Consider the following 18,538-nt stretch of genomic DNA (forward strand, 5'->3'; position numbering starts at 1 on the left):
TTAATGCATTATGATAACAATATTAACCAATTAAATTAATATTTCAATTTTTTAGGCGGTAAAAAATTAATTTTTTGAACATTTTTATGATATTTATAATATTTAAATGTTTTTTTATTTTTAAAATTGAATTTTTTTATGATTTTGGTCGTTTTTGCATAGTTTAAATTGATTATAATTGATAGAAATTTGAATTTTTGTTTGAATTAGTTGTTTTTTAGGATATGAAAATTAGAATAAAAGGAAATTCAATACGCTATCGGCTCACTAAAACCGATGTGGAACGTTTTTCGAATAATGGATATTTGCAAGAGCAAACGGTTTTTGGTAATGGTGTATTAACTTACGCTTTGCAAGTTTTTGACTCCAATCAGCTTTCGGCGAGTTTTGAAGATAATAAAATAACCATTTTTATGCCAGATACTATGGTTGAAAGTTGGGTGACGACAGATAAGGTAGGATTTGAAGACATCATTGCGCCGCTTCACCTGCTCATCGAAAAAGATTTTAAATGTTTAGATAATGTAGCCGAAGATCAAAGTGATAACTACCCTAATCCTTTATTACATTGTTAAATAGAAAGAAATTGGTAGTTGTATAAGAAATAAAAAAGGCCTTAGCGGATGCTAAGGCCTTTTGTGCGCCCACCTGGGCTCGAACCAGGGACCAAAAGATTATGAGTCTTCTACTCTAACCGACTGAGCTATAGGCGCGGTTATTTGTTTTTGTTTGCGGGTGCAATTTTACATATTTGCCGTCAAATTACAAAACGCTTTTATGGAAAACATTAAAAATATCATCTTCGATTATGGTAACGTTATATTCAGTCTCGACTTTTTGAAAGGGCAAGCCGCCTGGAAACAGTTGGGAATCAATAATCCCGCGGATTTTTTTGGGCATAAACAGCAGGATGAAATTTTTGATAAATTTGATAGGGGAGAAGTCACTGCCGATCAATTCAGAGACTATGTCAGGAAAAAGATCGGCAATCTTGAGCTAACCAATGATCAAATTAATGCAGCCTGGAACAGTATGCTACTCGGAATTGAGTCCGGGAACCATGAATTATTGCTGCGTTTAAAGAATAAGTACCGCACCTTTTTGCTCAGTAATATCAACGAGATCCATTATGAGTATATCATGAACTATCTGAAAAATGATTTCGGGTATGATGGTAACGATCACATTTTTGAAAAAACTTACTATTCCCATTTAACAGGTAAGCGTAAACCCGATCCTGCGATTTTTGAGATGGTATTAAATGAAAATAATCTTAATCCATCCGAAACGTTATTTATTGATGATAGCCCTCAGCATTTGGCAACTGCGCAAAAACTGGGTATACAAACGTTTTTAATGACAGCGCCCGATACTTTACAACAGTTTTTTAAAAGAGAGAAACTTTAATTTCAGTAAACGATTTAGATTTACCCGCTGATGGTATCTAATATTAACGCTATAAAATTATCCATTGTGGTAAGCGGATCATTACTGAATTTATTTGTAGAACGGTTTGCAAGAATAACATTACAGGAAAGTGCCTGATGTCCTAAACAGGCTGCAAGACCATATATTCCTGCGGTTTCCATTTCCAGATTAGTAATTTGTGAGCCGTTGGAGCTTTTGAAAGATGAAAGCCTGGATAGAAGGTTAGGAGTAGATGATGTTGCACGCACCTGCCGGCCCTGCGGGGAATAAAACCCTGGAGCGGTAAGGGTTATTCCATGTGGAGCTATATTGCCGAGCAGGTCGAGCAATTTTTTTCCAGCAGGTGCATAATAGGGTTTAAGATTGAAGTGAGAGGTAATCACCTCATGGAATTCTTTTAAAAGTTGCTCATCGTTATTATTTAGTTGGTGTTCATAAAAATGCATAAGGGAATCTAAACCAAAAGCCCCGGACGATACCAAAAGGCTATCGATGGGGATATCTGCTTGTAAGGCACCGGAAGTACCGATGCGAATAATATCGATACTGCGAAACTGAGGGTGGAATAGGCGAGTGCTAAGATCGATATTTACCAGGGCATCCAGTTCATTTAGCACAATATCTATATTATCAGTGCCTATGCCTGTGGAAATAACCGTAAGTCGCTTGTTGCCAATCCAGCCTGTATGGGTTATAAACTCACGTTTGCCTTTTTTTAATTCAATATGATCAAAAAAACTACTAACCCGGGGCACTCTGTCCGGATCACCAACCAGGATAATGGTGTCACTTATATCTTCGGGAAGTAGGTTTAAATGATAAATACTGCCATCACTATTTAAAATTAGATCGGTTTCTGAAATTCTTTCCACGTGGTTTATTATTGGTTGATATAAAATTAATCAAATAAAATCAATGGGTTTTGAAATACCGGATGTTGCGATGTAATTATCCTTATTGAATAGACTTTATATTGTAATTTCAACAATTATCATTTTTAATGAACAGTTAACTTCAATTAAACATTTGAGGGGCAATTTTGACACAATTTTTAATTTTGATTACAACACCACAATAAAAGTGGATAGTTGTAAATTGCTAAACTAAGTAACAACTCTATAATAAACATGAAAACCCTTTTAAGCGTATTCCTGATACTGATTTTACCTCTGCGCCAGTGGAGTGATGGTGATGATAATGTGCCTATGAATAAAATACAGGTAATAGGGTCGCACAATAGTTATAAGGAAGCTATATATCCTACTTTGTTTAAAGCTTTTAAGCAACAGAATCCTGAAGCAGCCGATAAGATCGATTATGAACATATTGGTTTATCGGATCAATTGGATATGGGATTGTTGAATTTAGAGATCGATATTTATGCAGACTCAAAAGGTGGTAAATATGCGCATCCTAAGGGTTTAGATTGGGTTAAAGATCAACCATCTTTTGACCCTAACGGTGAGATGAAACAACCGGGCTTTAAGGTATTTCACATTATTGATCTCGATTTTCGCAGCCATTGCTTAACGTTTAAAGATGGATTAAAGCAATTAAAAACATGGTCTGATGCGCACCCTGATCACAACCCAATTTTTATTACTTTGGAGCCCAAGGATGAAACGCCGAAAGACCCTAATCGTACTGTCCCTGAAAAATTTACTGAGCAAACCCTCGATGAGTTAGATAAAGATATCAGGGATGGTTTAGGTAACAGCCTGATTACTCCGGATATGGTTAGGGGTAAGTATGCAACGCTTGAAGCAGCGGTATTACATGGCAATTGGCCAATATTAAAAGCCGCCCGGGGGAAGTTTGTCTTTATAATGGATAACACCAAGGAGGACAGAACCTTGTATATTCAAGCCCATCCATCCTTAAAGGGCCGAGTTTTGTTTACCAATACAGATCCAGGTAATCCGGAGGCTGCTATGATGATCAGAAACAACCCCAATGATCCCGAAATTAAGGAGCTGGTTAAAAAAGGTTATATCATCCGCACTCGTGCCGATTCTGATACGGAACAGGCCCGTGCAAACGATAAAAGCAATTTTATTGCAGCATGTAATTCAGGAGCGCAAATCATCACTACCGATTATTATCTAAAAAGTACGCATTTTAGATCTGATTATGTGGTGAATTTTGACGAGGGTAATAGATATTTTCGTTTAAACCCTGCATTCAATAGCAGCAGGCAAAACAACGGAACCGGAAAATAAGACTGGCTTGTAATAGGTTTCTGATCTGATCAAAGACAGTAAATACAAAGTAACAACGCGGTACATCTTGGCATTTAGCTGTAATTTTATACTTTTATCCCTATATTATTATAGCTAAGTGTATGTATTGGTATGAAGATGAGGTTAAGGGGCTTGAGAAAGAAAGGGTAAAACTAACCCATGAGCCGTCGACGTTGTTTTATGGAAGTTCATCTATAAGGTTATGGGATACTTTATTTGACGATTTTAAATCCTTTAATCCAATTAATTTAGGTTTTGGAGGTTCAACACTTGCTGCCTGCTCCTGGTTCTTTGATCGCATTGTTGCGCCTTACGATGCCAAATCCATAGTAATTTATGCGGGGGATAATGATTTAGGTGATGGAAGGCATCCGGAAGAAATATTTATTTTTTTTGAACAACTTGCCAATCAAATAGCACAAAGATTTGGGACTATACCCTGTTATTATGTATCCATTAAACCTAGCATAGCCCGCTGGGATCTGATTAATTCGCTCAGATACACCAATAATATTATTGAAAATGAGATCATCAAACGTGATGATAACTGGAAATTTATCAATATATATCATAAAATGTTAAATAAAGATGGGTATCCTGATAAAGAATATTTTCAGTCAGACGGACTCCATCTAAGTAAAAAGGGCTATGCTTTATGGAAACAAGCAATTTATGCCAGGCTTTCGGAGAATTTTCATGCAGAATTAATATAAATATCACACCATAGAGGCATCTTGCATAAGGTATGGACAGAGAATACACGCAATGGTATAGCCCGGTTCTTCAAAAAAATATGGAGATGCTGATATTTGGCTATGGCGGAGCTTCTGTTTTGTTTTTTCCGGCAAGAATGGGGCGGTTTTATGACTATGAGAACTGGCGCGTGATCGAAGCACTAAGGCCTAAAATTGAAAACGGATATATCCAGGTTTATTGTGTTGATAGTTTCGACACCGAAAGCTTTTATAGCACTGGCTTTCATCCCTCAGTGAAAATATCGAGGCATATTCAATACGAAGAATATATCCTCCAGGAAGTTATACCATACATGGATGTTAAAAATCCTAACTCCTTTAAAATAGCGGCAGGCTGTAGTTTGGGCGCATATCATGCGGTAAATATTTCATTAAGGCATCCCGGGGTATTTAATAAGGTTGTTGGCATGAGCGGGAGGTATGATCTTGCCAGCAAGATAGGTCATTACGAAGATCTGTTAGAGGGGTATTGGGATGAAAATGTATATTTTAACATGCCTTTACAATATATCCCCAATTTAACAGATGAAAGCAAACTTGAAATATTAAGGCAACTGTACATTGTTCTGGCTGTTGGAAATGCAGATGTTTTATTAGATAATAATCAAACCTTAAGTAATCTGCTAACAAGTAAAGGGATTAGCAATTCCTTGTACATATGGGATAACGAAGCACATCAGGCTCGTGCATGGCGACAAATGGTAGCCAACTATTTATGATGCGCCTAAATTTAGCTGAGCATACCAACCCACATGCGTGTTACCTAATTATTATAAAATGATGGATTATATTTTGCTTGATGTATAAATATGCCAATATAGTCCATTATTATGTTATAATAAATTTACACTTTTGCTTGTAAAAGCATTTCTCAATTAATTAAGCCCCTGTTAAAAATGTCGTCTGTTGTGGATACACAGGAACATATTCGTCGTATTCAGATTCATGGAGACGAGACTGCATTTAGTGAGCTGTACACACTGAATGAATCCAGGCTTAATAAATTTGCTTATTCGATTCTTGGCGATCGGGAAGTTGCACAGGAAATTGTAAATGATGCATTTTTGAAAATATGGATAGGTCGTCAAGATCTGGATACTATCCGGAATGTGCAGGTGTATCTGTATGTATTAATAAAAAATGCCTGTCTGAATCACCTGCGCAACACATCTACAAAAAAAATAAAAGAACTTCAGCTTGTTGAAACCTATTATTTTCGATTATCAGTTGATCCTTCTCATTTATTGATCAGCAAGGAATTGGAGGCCCGGGTTTTAAATGCTGTTAATCAATTACCGCCGCGCTGCAAACTTATATTTAAAATGGTTAAGGAGGACGATTTGTCCTGCAATGAAGTTGCCGATATTCTTGGCCTTTCCAATAAAACTGTTTTTGCGCAATTGGCCATCGCCCTTAAAAAGTTAGATGACGCGCTTAGGGGTAAATAATATTCTAAAATGTCTTCTTCAATTTTTTTTTATTTCTTTTAGGAAAAACCTAAGAGTTGTGTGTCCTTACGGGGTATACTAATTATTATGGGCAAATCCAGGTTTATTGAGTTAATGGCTAAAAGCATGGGCAAAACCGCCACTGCTAAAGAATTAGCCGAACTTAACACATTTCTTGAACAATTTCCGGAGTCTAAAAAACTGCACCAGGTAACTGATGCTTTAAAAGGCAACACAAAGCAAGCCGACGCAACAAAACAGAAAGATATCAGCACTAAACTTGAAGAGCTCTGGTATAAAATAAAAAACACCGAGGAAAACTCCGGCACTCTTAAAAACAAAGTAAGATTCCTGTTTTATTGGCGGTGGGCAGCAGCGGCTGTAGTTGTGCTAGGTATCGTAAGTGGTTTATGGTATACCCGGAACACTAACCGAACAGATGAGGCTGCAAAACTGGTTGAACATGAGGCACGCGTTCCCTATGGCAAAACTCAAAAGTTAATAATGCCCGACGGTACTAAGGTTATGCTGAATGCAGGAAGCACGCTGGTTTATCCCGAAACCTTCTCAAAAAATACCAGGGAAGTGAGCCTGACTGGAGAGGCCTTTTTTGAAGTAACCCATAATGCTAAACGGCCATTTTTTGTACATACCAATAAACTAACTATAAAAGTACTGGGAACAGTATTTAATGTTAAAGCCTATAATAACGACAAAAACATCGAGACCACATTGCTCAAGGGTAAAGTACAGGTTGAACTGAAAAATAACCCCGAGAAGAATATAGTACTGTTACCCAACGAAAAGCTATTGGTAGCTAATCAACCACAAACTAATTCACAGCGTTCTGGTGATCTCAGGGAAGCCAAAATAGAATACCAGGTAATTACATTGCCCATTGTAAAGGTCGATGAGATCAAAGAAACCGCGTGGCTTGATAACCGGATATTATTTACTAATGAGCTGTTTGAAGATGTTGCTAAACAGATAGAACGAAAATATAATGTACAGATTGTGTTTGAAAGCCAGGTACTTAAAGCAGAACAAATAAGTGGTCTGTTGGATAAAGAATCATTACAGGATGCTCTTAGGATCATTGAAATAACAACCCCATTCAATTACCGCATGGATGGGAAGATGGTTTACTTGTCAAAAAAATAAAAACAAAATCAATTTAACTAACCCCTAAAACTAACGCGTATGACATTGAAAAATTACTTATCAGATTCCTGACATCTCCAAATAACAAGGGAAGAGCTGGCACTCCTCCCTGTAAAAACAAATAGGACTTATTAACAAGAGTAAGGTATTGTAACACAGTGCTTACTCTATCCATTTAATTTTCAAAACAAATGTAATGAAAAAAACAAGAAGGGTATTTCCGCTTCAGGGGGCTCCCGTATGTCTAAAAGTTATTTTGCTGATGAAAGCAGTTTTCCTCCTAATTCTGGTTACATGCATGCAAGTTTCGGCAACAGTGTATTCTCAACAAAAGTTTACACTCAGCGTAAAGCAAACCGATGTGAGCAATATTTTAACCAAGATTCAAAAACAAAGTGATTATCGTTTCTTTTACAACTACTCGGCCATCAAAAAATTGGGCAAGGTTGATCTGGATGTAAAAGATGCCACGATAGATCAGATATTGAACAGCCTTATTGATAGTAAACTTTCCTACAAAATGGCGGATGATCATGTGATTATCATATCCAACCAGGAAGATGCCAATCGTCAGGCTATTATTAAAGGTAAAGTAGTTGATAAAACAGGCGAGCCTTTAATTGGTGTAAGCATTAAGTTGCAAGGAACAAATATTGGTGTAACATCAGATGTGAATGGCAATTTCAGTATCAACGCGCCCGACGATGGTACGCTGGAGCTAACTTATATCGGCTTTGCCAAAAAAATAGTACCCATTGCCGGCAACAAAAGCTTAACTATTACTATGGATGCTTTGCCATCAGCCCTAAATGAGGTGGTTGTGGTTGGATATGGTACCAGTAAAAAAGTAGACCTTACAGGTTCAGTAGCCAATGTTAAGGGTAGTGATATTCAAAATTTGCCGGTAGCTTCGGCAGCACAGGCTTTGGATGGCCGTGCCAGCGGTGTAAACATTGTAAGCAACAATGGTTCACCGGGAGCAGCCCCAAGTATTCGTATTCGCGGTACTGGTACTATCAATGACGCCAATCCATTAATTGTAATTGATGGTGTACCTACATTTGACCCTAATGCATTTAGCGATCTTAACCCCAATGATATTGCCAGCGTTGACGTTTTGAAAGATGCATCTTCAAGCGCTATTTATGGTACCAGGGCGGCAAACGGGGTGGTGATGGTAACTACTAAAAAAGGTACTTATAACCAGAAACTAAGCACTACAGTTAATTTTTATAACGGCTTTTCAAAATCGGTTAAGTACCTGGACCTACTCACAGCCCCTGATTTGTATAAACTGAAAAGAGAACGTTATACCAATGATGGTGTTGCTATTGACGCGCCATGGAATGATAGTTATTATGCCACCCAAAGAACCGACTGGCAACGCGCTATTATGGGAACAGGCCATGTAAGCAGCGGCGATATCAATATAAATGGTGGTAATGAGGTATCAAACTATTACTTCTCAACCTCTATTTACGATGAAAGGGGGATCATTGACAAAAGCGACTTTAAGCGTTACAGCGTAAGGATCAATTCTGAGCATAAACTGAAACCATGGTTAAAAGTGGGCGAAAACATACAGTTAACTTATACTGATAATAACGGGTATGATACTTACAGCTCACAAACAGGTTTGGTTTTCTCGGCACTTCGCTTTAATCCGGCTATACCATTGGTAAATCCTGACGGCAGCTTTGGAACATCAAGAAATTTTGCCAATCAATTGGGCGATATCAATAGCCCGTATGCAACCATTCAGGAAACGGACGCCTATAAACGCAAATACCGGACATTAGCAAACGCTTTTGCCGAAGTGCAGTTTATCAAAGATCTGAAATTGCGTGTCAACTATGCCTTTGATGGCGATATAGGCCGTCAGTATGAGTTTGATATTAAGGATATTAACCAGGCACGACCTACCAACAGTTCTTCACTAAAGCAATCTGAAACAGACGAATATTCCCAATTGCTGGAAGCTTTTCTTACGTATGATAAAGTCTTCGGAAAAAGTCACCTAACGGTTACGGGCGGTTATTCGTACCAAAAGTTTAATACCAATAACGGCTTTACCGCGCAAAGGATTGGGTTTGATGATACTTCACCCGATCAGCGGTACCTTTACCTGGGTCAAGATCAGTTTGCTACAGCTTTGCCACCCGATCAATCGTCATTGCAATCGGCTTTTGGAAGGGCTTTTTATAACTACGATGACAGGTTTCTAGCTACCGCGACATTCCGTGCTGACGGCTCATCAAGATTCGGACCTACCAATCACTGGGGTTATTTTCCGGCTTTTTCACTGGGCTGGCGCTTATCACAGGAGGAGTTTATCAAAAATATCAGCTGGATCAGTAACCTGAAACTAACCGGAGGCTATGGCCGCTTGGGTAACCAAAGTGTCGATACGTTTCAGTACCTAAGTTTAATACAGGTTAACAATACCTATGGCAACGGCGGCTATGCCTTTGGCGGAACAAGCGCCAGCGGAGGAGCCGTTACCCGGATAGCCAATCCCGACATACATTGGGAGGTTACCGCCATGACCAATGTAAGTTTGGAAGCGGGCTTTTTAAACAATAAGCTTAACACCACCATTACTTATTTTAATAAAAATACCAGCGACATGCTTTACTCTCCGCCTACGGTAGGGACTTTTGGCCTTGTTAATATTCCGAGCCAAAATGTTGGTTCCATGAATAACAAGGGTATTGAGGTTGAAGCAAATTATCAGGGCGGTAACAAATTAAAGTTTAGTGTTGGTGCTAACGCATCATTTATTAAAAACAAGGTTACCCATCTTGATGGCGAGGGTTCATATATTGGATCGGTTCTTTACGGACGCTCTAATCAGGAGATCTCCAGAACTTACCAAGGTCAGCCGATCGCGTCTTTCTATGGTTGGAAAACCAATGGCTTATACCAGACTCAGGCCGATATCGACAATGATCCGGCCCTGAAAAACGACCCGCGTAAAGGAAATATTAAACCAGGCGACGTACGTTTCCGGGATCTGGACGGCAATGGGCTGATTGATGGTAACGACCGTACCAACCTGGGCAATCCAAATCCAAATGTAACAGCAGGTTTGCAGGGAAGCTTATCGTACAAAGGGTTTGATCTGTCGGCAAATTTTACGGGTGTTTTTGGTGTTAGTTTATACAATGCCGATAGGATGCAGGGTATTGACCCAACCTATCCGTTTAATATGTACGCATCAACGTTGGGTCGCTGGACCGGACCGGGTACCAGCAATACTATCCCCCGCATGTCTTTAGATCGTGCAAATGATAACTATCGTACATCTGATCTGTTTGTTGAGAGTGGTAACTATTTTTCGCTTAAAAATGTAACCCTCGGTTACACACTGCCAGCAGAATGGAGCAAAAAGGCAACCTTTAGCAGTATAAAGTTATATGCATCGGGTCAAAATGTATTTATCATCACCAAATACTCCGGTTATACGCCTGAGTTGGGTTACAACAATGGTGGTAACCTGCAAAGAGGGGTTGATGTGGCCCAGTATCCGGCAGTACGCACAATAACATTTGGTATAACCGCAAAACTATAACCTCATGAAAGCAAAAAACATATTATATATAGCAACAGCGGCACTGTTATTTACAAGCAGCTGTAAAAAAGCACTTGACCTGAATCAGAAAGGTGCTTACAATAGCGATAATTATTTCCAGAACGAAGCACAGGCGGTTAGCGCTATAACCGGTATATACAGTTTACTGGAGGGAGAAGATTATATAGCCCATGCCGAAACTACTTTTGATGTGGCCTCTGATGATTACTGGCGCTCAGGTGACCACAGTGAGGACGAAGCTATAGAGAATTTAACATACGATGCCTCCAATGCGCAGGTTAACTATAGCTGGAAATGGAAGTATGAAACAGTCAACCGATCTACCAATTGTATCATCAATATCCCTAAGATCGCCAATATAACCCCTGCCATCAAAACACGCAGCATGGGCGAAGCATATTTTTTCAGGGCTTTTGGTTACTGGCGTTTGATGGTAATTTATGGCGATGTACCCATTATTACCGAGGATGACTACACCAAACAAAACTTCAATGTGCCTAAATCGCCTATTGAGGATGTACGCAAACAAATTGAATCAGATCTGAAACTCGCTATTGCCAATTTGCCCGAAAGCTACGGCCCGGCCGATCGCGGTCGTGTAAACAAGGGCACAGCGCTTGGTCTGTTAACCAAATTGTATATGTACTGGGAAAAATTCCCGGAAGCTATAGCAACCGGGCAACAAGTGGTAAGCAATCCTAACTATGCGTTAGCTGCTAATTACCAGTCGAATTTTACCCGTGCCAATGAACTTCCTGCCAATAACACAGAATTATTATTGTCCATACAAGCCATTCAAAATGTAATACAAAACGACTTTACCGTGTATTACATTCCTCGTCCATGGGGCGGCTACGGCTTTAGTCAGCCATTACAAGGACTGGCCGATGAGTTTGAAGCCAATGACCCACGTAAGCAAGCAACGCTTTTAGGGGTTGGTGACCAAATTGATATTGGTGATGGTAAAGGGTTGACTACATTTACGTCAGATCTTTCTGCCACTGGTTATGTTTTCCGTAAATACGCGGTATTTAACAGTGCAACGGCAGGTGGTGGTGTTGATCACTCTTTTGCCGTACCATTAATGCGTTCTGCAGATATTTACCTGTTGGTTGCCGAAGCCTTGATCCGTACGCAAGGAGCAGGGGCAGGGGATGCCCTGATCAACCAGGTGAGGCATCGCGCATCGCCTTTGCTAAAACCGGTATCAGGCGCGGGCATGAAAGAACTGATCCATGAGCGTCGTGTGGAACTTGCCGGCGAAGGCGAGCGTCACCAGGACCTGATGCGTTGGGATAAAGACAAAATAGTTGATATTGCCGCTATCTACAATTTATCGATATCTAAAGCTCCAATCGATCAAAATAAGAATGTAATTTTTGTTAGGCCGAAACATTACTACTACCCAATTCCTCAGGTTGAAATTGACAAGAGTAAAGGTGTTTTGAAACAAAATCCTAATTTCTAAAAGATGATAGTATAAATTGCCGGTAATCAGGATAAGGAGTCTCCCGCAGGATTTTTTATTTTGGTTGCCGGCATTTTATAAAACACATCTACGTTATTCTCGTATCATCACGATTATTATTCAATAAAATTATTAAATGAGAAAGTATTTACTTGTACTCGTTGTTATGGCATCTGCCTTTAAGGTTAGTGCCCAGGTTGATCAAAAGGCACTGTATGCCTTTATAGAACGGGTTATTCCCGGCAAAAGCAGTTCCTTTATTATCGAGGCTATTCCACAGCAAAATGGTAAAAATGTTTTTGAACTTGACAACAAGGATGGTAAAATAGTTTTACGGGGTGATAATGGCTTGTCCGTAGCCTCGGCATTAAACTACTATCTTAAAACTTATTGTTTTAGTGATATCGGGTGGAATGGTACCAACCTGAATTTACCGGCGACACTGCCTGTAGTAAAGGGACTGGTACAGAAAGCCACGCCATATCAATATCGCTATTATTTAAATTATTGTACCTACAATTATTCCATGGCCTGGTGGGATTGGGCCCGCTGGCAAAAAGAAATTGATTGGATGGCCCTAAACGGCATCAATCTGCCATTGGCCATTACCGGCGAAGAAGCCGTTTGGCAAAACGTATACAAAAGCATGGGCTTTACCGATAAACAACTGGATGAGTTTTTTAGCGGTCCTGCTTATTTTGCCTGGTTTTGGATGGGTAACATTGATGCCTGGGGTGGTCCGCTGCCACAGCATTGGATGGACTCCCACAAAGAGCTGCAAAAGAAAATATTGGAGCGTGAACGTTCCTTTGGTATGAAACCTGTACTGTCTTCATTTACAGGACACGTTCCGCCATCCTTTAAAGAAAAATTCCCCGATGCAAAGGTTAAAAAAACCAACTGGGATGCCGGTTTTCCGGATGTTTATATACTCGACCCCGACGATCCGATGTTTGAAACCATCGGTAAAAAATATATAGAGGCGCAAACCAAAGAGTTTGGTACAGATCACCTGTACTCTGCCGATACTTTTAATGAAAACGTGCCGCCAACAAATGATTCTACTTACTTGGATGGCATGAGTAAAAAGGTTTTTAATTCCATGGCCGCAGCTGATCCCAAAGCAATTTGGGTGATGCAAGGCTGGATGTTCCACTATAACAACAAATTCTGGCAGCCCCAGCAGATCAAGGCGCTGCTAAACGCGGTACCTAACGAACAAATGATCGTTTTGGATCTGTATAGCGACGCACATCCGGTTTGGAACCGTACCGAAGCATATTACGGCAAACCATGGATCTGGAGCATGCTGCAAAACTTTGGCGGCAATATCAGTCTGTTTGGTCGTATGCGCCATGTGGCGGCCGATCCGGCGATAGCCCTGCATGATCCCGAATCAAAAAATATGCGGGGCATAGGCATTACTCCCGAAGGTATCGAGCAAAACCCAGCGCTGTTTGCCCTGATGTTGGAAAATGTTTGGACTGATACCCCGATTGATGCGGATAAATGGTTGACTAACTACGCGCAAAGACGTTATGGCCAAAGCAACACACAGGTAAATGAAGCCTGGCAAATATTATTAAATACCGTGTATTCCGGGGGCCTAACAGAAGGTGGCCCGGAATCTATTATCGTGGCCCGGCCTACCTTTAAGAAAACTATCGATAGGGTACTAACCAAACTGGACTATGACCCTGCGCAACTGGTTAAAGCCTGGGGGCTGTTCATCAACGCTTCGGACAGTCTAAAACAAAGCGATGGCTTTCAATATGATCTGGTTGATATTACGCGACAAGTGCTGGCCAACTATGCAAGTCCGCTGCAACAGCAAATGGTAAAGGCATACCATACGGGGGATAAGGCACAATTTAAGTTATACAGCAGCCAGTTTTTACAACTCATGGATGATATGGATGCGCTGTTGAGTACCCGTAAAGATTTCCTGTTGGGTAAATGGATAGCTGAAGCCAGAGCTAACGGCATCACCGAAAAAGAAAAGAACCTGTATGAGTTTAACGCCCGCGATCTGGTTACACTTTGGGGCGATAAAGAAAGTGGCTTGCGAGAATATTCCAACCGTCAATGGGCTGGATTGATCAACGGATATTATAAACAGCGTTGGGTTCTGTTTTTTGACCAGTTAAATAAATCACTGGCTTCGGGCAGTAAATTTGATGAGCTTGCTTTTGACAAGCAGGTAAAAGACTGGGAATGGCAATGGGTAAACAAACACGATAATGCATATCCAAATACTATCAGCGGTAATTCTGTAGAAAAAGCCAAGCAATTATTTAAGAAATATAGCCCTATAATTCAGCAAGCTTATCAACGGTAAATAATGAACAAACGTTTTTATACCGCGCTTTTGGTTGTTGCAATGCTGGCTGGAAGCAATCGGGGTTACAGCCAGGCTATAAATGATCATATATTTCCTGCGCAGGAAACAGCTAAGCCCTTCATCAATTTTGATAGTAAAGGGTTTTTAATAAATGGAAAACGTACTTTCCTGGCATCGGCAGGCTTAGAATACGCGCGTATTCCACGGCAGCTATGGTATGATAGATTGTTACGATTAAAGAGGGCCGGCTTTAATTGCGTGGAAGTATACACGATATGGAATTTTCATGAACCACTGGAAGGTAAATTCAATTTCGCAGGCGATCATGACCTGAACGCATTTTTAACTACGGTTAAGAGCCTGGGTATGTATGCCATAGTTAGGGTAGGACCCTACTATTGTGCCGAGTGGGATCTGGGCGGCTATCCATTATGGTTGAAATTTAAACCAGGCCTCCGTGTGCGGGAAGATAACCCGGAGTTTGAGAAATACGTTGACCGTTTCTTTGATAAGTTATTACCCATTGTTTTTAACCAGCAGATTAACAAAGGCGGCCCGGTAATTTTAGTGCAGCTGGAGAATGAGCATAATAATGGATGGGGAACGGTAATGCCCGATAATTATTTTAAACATCTGCAAAGCAAGGCACTAAGTTTAGGTTTACAAGTGCCGTATTTTTTTAGCGGCCTGCACCATGCCAGTGACCCTGCAGGCGATGGTACATTGGATGACCCAAAACGACCTAATCCATGGTTTTCAACCGAGTTTTGGAGTGTATGGTACTCTCAATATGGCGCTAAGCCAACAGATTCGGCGGTGTATGCCCGGCGTACCTGGAAAATAATAACGCACGGTGGTGGCGGATATAACTATTACATGGCTCATGGGGGCTCAAATTTCGGTTATACCAATAATGATGAAGATGCAGCATCCTACGATTACGGTTCGGCAGTTGGGCAGGCTGGCGATCTAAGGCCCATCTATTACGGTTTTAAACGAGCGGCCTTTTTTGCCCGTAGTTTTCAGGATGTATTGGAAAATTGTACCGATGCAACTGCCGCCTATAAAGATATTGCAACAGACGGCAGTTTAAAAGTTACCGCAAGATCGGCCGATATTGGTGATCTGGTCTTTTTAGATAATCAAGGTAAGAAGGCACTCAAAGCGGTTGTTAAAGTTGATAATAACATACCTGTAGCCACTGTAATGCTGGCTCCGGGTGAGATATATCCTTTGGTGCACAATTACATCATCAATAACCAGATAACGCTTAATTGGGCGTTTACACGTATATATGGGCTGGTAAAGCAAGGTAATACCACAACCATCTTGGCCGAAACCGAAAAAGGCAGTCCTGTAGCGCTTTATTTTAAGGTGGGAGGAAAAGCGATCGTACCTAAAGGAACAACCGGATTTAAAGTAAGCGATGGTAATATCGATCTGTTAACTACTCAGTCAGACAAACCAGGCGAATATTCATTTGAAGTAGGTGGGCAGCGTGTTCGTATTTTAACCATGGATGCCAAAACAATGGATAAAACCTGGATAGTAGAGCAGGCGGGTTCAAATGCTATTATCAGCGGTGTATCTTACCTGGCCGATGTTAAACTGCAAAATGGCCAGTTACAAGCCACTGCCGAATATCCTTTAACAGGTAAAAAAGATGGGCAGATCTGGTTATATCAAAATAATAGTTCATCTCTTTTAAAATCTGTATATCAGCATGATATAAAATATAATTTAAACATAAGTTTATCTCCATGGCAAAACAAAGATGGGGCTGTTTATGCGGCGCCAGCTTATAATGATACCAACTGGTTTAGTTCCGCCGATCCTCAACAAATGGGCGCTGATGGCAACCTGACTGCCGATGCCTGGTATCGTACCAGGGTAGATGTTCCGGTATCGGGAAAGTACACCATGCAGGTTGATGGCGGAGACAGGGCTACAGCTTTTGTTGATGGCAGGAAGACTGTTCAATGGAAAGTTAGGGACGGCGAGGTGACATTTGATCTGGAAAAAGGCAAACACACACTGGCTGTATTTACTGCGCACGATGGTCGCGATAAGCTGGCTGCATACATCGGTTCGATAACTGATGTGGATAAGAAAGGCTTATCGGGTCAGGTTCAGCTCAAACAGGGTGGTCCATTTATATCTGCTATCAACAATTGGTATTTTACCAAAGCCGAAAAAGCTATCGATGTAAAAAACAACATCCCGGTTTTTGACACTATCAGCTGGAAAAAATATAAAATTGGTGATGATGTATTTAACAAGCAGGAGGGCTTTGGCTGGTTTCAAACTACTATCCCGGTTCAGGCAGGCAATCCTAATAAGCTTACCATCAATTTCAGAAGTGTGGACGAAGACGCCACCGTATTTATCAACGGTAAGCAGGTAGCACAACATAAAGGCTGGAACTCGCCATTTGCTGTGGAAATTAATGATACCGCTACGCTTAAAAAGCCGATCATGCTTACACTATTCATCGAAAACTACTCCAACGAAGGCGGTATTGATCAGCCTGTAAAAATAAACAGCATAGGTGATGCTATGATCATCAATAATTGGAAAATGTTTGGGGGGCCGGGCAATCCGGATGCTGTTGATGGCTGGAATAAACCAGTGCTTAAAACCTCATTCGCAGGTCCACAGTTTTTCCGGTCACAATTTACTGTGCCACAACCAAAAGGTAAACATTTGATATGGCGGGTTTATACCGATGGCTTGAGTTATGGTTCTGTTTGGGTGAATGGCTATAACCTGGGCCGTTACCCCGAAAAGGTGGGCAATATTGGCATGTACATACCCGAATGCTGGTTAAAAGCTGGCATCAATCAAGTGGTAATTTATGACGAAAATGGTAACCGGCCAGATAAGGTAAGCATCAGATCAGAGAAAGAGGCCGGTAGGGTAACTTATATACTTCAGGGAAAATTATAATAAAATTAAAAAGATATGGCTTTAGCAAAAGACAGGTTTATAACGCTCGATATTTTCAGGGGCATGACCATATGCTTCATGATCATTGTAAATGCTCCCGGTTCTGGCGCGGTTCAATGGGCGCCGCTGGATCATGCAGCATGGTTTGGTTTTACACCAACAGACCTTGTTTTTCCGTCTTTTTTGTTCGCAGTGGGCAACGCCTTAAGTTTTTCTAAAAATAAATTTGAAAGTAACAGCGCTTTTCTGCGTAAAATAGGCAAACGTACGTTCATCATATTCTTGTTGGGTTACCTGATGTACTGGTTTCCCTTCTTTCACCGCGAAGCCGGTGGCTGGGCATTTAATCCGCTGGGCAATACCCGTATTATGGGGGTGTTACAGCGTATCGCGCTTTGCTACTTTTTTGGCTCGCTTATCGTGCACTATTGTTCCAAGCGTACGGCTGTTATTATCTCCGTTTTACTTTTATTGGGATACTGGGTGTTTTTACTGCTGCTCGGCGAACCGGGCAAAGAGTTGACCATGCTGGGCAATGCGGGCACCCGTTTGGATATATTAATTATGGGCAACGTGCATTTATACCATGATAAAGGCGGCCCTATAGCTTTTGACCCGGAAGGGTTGCTGAGCACTTTACCTGCCATTGTAAATGTAATAGCAGGTTACCTGGCAGGGGCATACATACAACGCAAGGGACGTAACTATGAATCGGTAGCAAAGCTATTAATAGCCGGGGTTTGCCTCATTGGGATAGCCTTGTTCTGGGCTCAGTTTTTCCCATTGGCCAAAAAGTTATGGACAAGCACATTTACCTTGCTTACCACCGGTATCGACCTGGTGATTATTGGTGTATTGATCTACGCCATCGAACTAAAGAATATCAAGCGGGGTACCAACTTTTTCCTGGTTTTTGGCCGGAATTCGCTGGCGATATACCTGTTGTCGGAATTGCTATTTACCGTTATTTCAACTGTTTGGGTGAAGCCAAACCTCAGCTTTTATGATTGGGTGAACCAGGTATTTTATCAGCCGCTTTTTCCGGGTGCATTTGGTACGCTGGTTTTTGCCCTATGTTATATGATGCTTTGCTGGTTTGTTGGTTATGTGATGGATAAAAGAAAGATCTATATCAAAATATAAGTTTACATATGTTTAA

13 protein-coding genes and 1 tRNA gene are annotated in these 18,538 nt (G+C 40.8%); 12 read left to right on the plus strand and 2 right to left on the minus strand.

Going from position 1 to position 18,538, the window contains the following annotated elements; genetic code table 11:
* Nucleotides 1-224: 224 nt before the first annotated feature.
* Nucleotides 225-575, plus strand: a complete 351-nt coding sequence (locus FHW89_RS01515; protein ID WP_172333240.1) for a hypothetical protein — start codon at nt 225-227, stop codon at nt 573-575.
* 64 nt (nt 576-639) lie between these two features.
* Here the strand turns inward: FHW89_RS01515 and FHW89_RS01520 are convergent.
* Nucleotides 640-713, minus strand: a tRNA-Ile gene (locus FHW89_RS01520).
* Nucleotides 714-777: 64 nt separating this feature from the next.
* Between FHW89_RS01520 and FHW89_RS01525 the strand changes: the two genes are divergently transcribed.
* A complete protein-coding gene (locus FHW89_RS01525) occupies nt 778-1,407 on the plus strand; it encodes an HAD family phosphatase (RefSeq protein WP_172333241.1) in 630 nt (209 codons plus the stop codon).
* A 20-nt stretch (nt 1,408-1,427) separates the two neighbouring features.
* Here FHW89_RS01525 and FHW89_RS01530 read toward each other — a convergent pair whose 3' ends face one another.
* Nucleotides 1,428-2,300, minus strand: a complete 873-nt coding sequence (locus FHW89_RS01530; RefSeq protein ID WP_172333242.1) for a nucleoside phosphorylase — start codon at nt 2,298-2,300, stop codon at nt 1,428-1,430.
* 255 nt (nt 2,301-2,555) lie between these two features.
* Between FHW89_RS01530 and FHW89_RS01535 the strand changes: the two genes are divergently transcribed.
* The 10 genes from FHW89_RS01535 to FHW89_RS01580 all read left to right on the plus strand — a co-directional run bounded on the left by FHW89_RS01535 (nt 2,556) and on the right by FHW89_RS01580 (nt 18,522).
* Nucleotides 2,556-3,647, plus strand: a complete 1,092-nt coding sequence (locus FHW89_RS01535; RefSeq protein ID WP_172333243.1) for a phosphatidylinositol-specific phospholipase C1-like protein — start codon at nt 2,556-2,558, stop codon at nt 3,645-3,647.
* Between the two features lie 122 nt (nt 3,648-3,769).
* Nucleotides 3,770-4,381: a GDSL-type esterase/lipase family protein gene (locus FHW89_RS01540; protein WP_172333244.1), complete on the plus strand. Its 612-nt coding sequence runs from the start codon at nt 3,770-3,772 to the stop codon at nt 4,379-4,381.
* Nucleotides 4,382-4,413: 32 nt separating this feature from the next.
* A complete protein-coding gene (locus FHW89_RS01545; RefSeq protein ID WP_172333245.1) occupies nt 4,414-5,142 on the plus strand; it encodes an esterase family protein in 729 nt (242 codons plus the stop codon).
* Between the two features lie 189 nt (nt 5,143-5,331).
* Nucleotides 5,332-5,871: an RNA polymerase sigma-70 factor gene (locus FHW89_RS01550; protein WP_172333246.1), complete on the plus strand. Its 540-nt coding sequence runs from the start codon at nt 5,332-5,334 to the stop codon at nt 5,869-5,871.
* Between the two features lie 87 nt (nt 5,872-5,958).
* The gene (locus tag FHW89_RS01555) at nt 5,959-7,032 is read left to right on the plus strand and encodes a FecR family protein (protein WP_172333247.1); all 1,074 of its coding nucleotides are present in this window, start codon (nt 5,959-5,961) and stop codon (nt 7,030-7,032) included.
* A 361-nt stretch (nt 7,033-7,393) separates the two neighbouring features.
* Complete coding sequence (locus tag FHW89_RS01560; RefSeq protein WP_172333248.1) at nt 7,394-10,603, plus strand: TonB-dependent receptor; 3,210 nt, start codon at nt 7,394-7,396, stop codon at nt 10,601-10,603.
* 4 nt (nt 10,604-10,607) lie between these two features.
* Nucleotides 10,608-12,092 (plus strand): RagB/SusD family nutrient uptake outer membrane protein, encoded by a 1,485-nt coding sequence (locus FHW89_RS01565; protein WP_172333249.1) that lies wholly within the window; start codon nt 10,608-10,610, stop codon nt 12,090-12,092.
* Between the two features lie 136 nt (nt 12,093-12,228).
* Nucleotides 12,229-14,430, plus strand: coding sequence for an alpha-N-acetylglucosaminidase (locus tag FHW89_RS01570; protein ID WP_172333250.1), 2,202 nt, complete (start codon nt 12,229-12,231; stop codon nt 14,428-14,430).
* Between the two features lie 3 nt (nt 14,431-14,433).
* A complete protein-coding gene (locus FHW89_RS01575; RefSeq protein ID WP_172333251.1) occupies nt 14,434-17,379 on the plus strand; it encodes a beta-galactosidase in 2,946 nt (981 codons plus the stop codon).
* Nucleotides 17,380-17,394: 15 nt separating this feature from the next.
* Nucleotides 17,395-18,522, plus strand: coding sequence for an acyltransferase family protein (locus FHW89_RS01580; protein ID WP_172333252.1), 1,128 nt, complete (start codon nt 17,395-17,397; stop codon nt 18,520-18,522).
* Nucleotides 18,523-18,538: the final 16 nt, after the last annotated feature.

Source organism: Mucilaginibacter sp. SG564 (assembly GCF_013149275.1).
Lineage (GTDB): Bacteria > Bacteroidota > Bacteroidia > Sphingobacteriales > Sphingobacteriaceae > Mucilaginibacter.

What these genes read in the sequence shown, in the direction of transcription:
- FHW89_RS01540 (WP_172333244.1), top strand. Translation starts at nt 3,770, where the DNA reads ATGTATTGGTATGAAGATGAGGTTAAGGGGCTTGAGAAAGAAAGGGTA.
- FHW89_RS01515 (WP_172333240.1), top strand. Translation starts at nt 225, where the DNA reads ATGAAAATTAGAATAAAAGGAAATTCAATACGCTATCGGCTCACTAAA.
- FHW89_RS01580 (WP_172333252.1), top strand. Translation starts at nt 17,395, where the DNA reads ATGGCTTTAGCAAAAGACAGGTTTATAACGCTCGATATTTTCAGGGGC.
- FHW89_RS01565 (WP_172333249.1), top strand. Translation starts at nt 10,608, where the DNA reads ATGAAAGCAAAAAACATATTATATATAGCAACAGCGGCACTGTTATTT.
- FHW89_RS01575 (WP_172333251.1), top strand. Translation starts at nt 14,434, where the DNA reads ATGAACAAACGTTTTTATACCGCGCTTTTGGTTGTTGCAATGCTGGCT.
- FHW89_RS01570 (WP_172333250.1), top strand. Translation starts at nt 12,229, where the DNA reads ATGAGAAAGTATTTACTTGTACTCGTTGTTATGGCATCTGCCTTTAAG.
- FHW89_RS01525 (WP_172333241.1), top strand. Translation starts at nt 778, where the DNA reads ATGGAAAACATTAAAAATATCATCTTCGATTATGGTAACGTTATATTC.
- FHW89_RS01545 (WP_172333245.1), top strand. Translation starts at nt 4,414, where the DNA reads ATGGACAGAGAATACACGCAATGGTATAGCCCGGTTCTTCAAAAAAAT.
- FHW89_RS01555 (WP_172333247.1), top strand. Translation starts at nt 5,959, where the DNA reads ATGGGCAAATCCAGGTTTATTGAGTTAATGGCTAAAAGCATGGGCAAA.
- FHW89_RS01535 (WP_172333243.1), top strand. Translation starts at nt 2,556, where the DNA reads ATGAAAACCCTTTTAAGCGTATTCCTGATACTGATTTTACCTCTGCGC.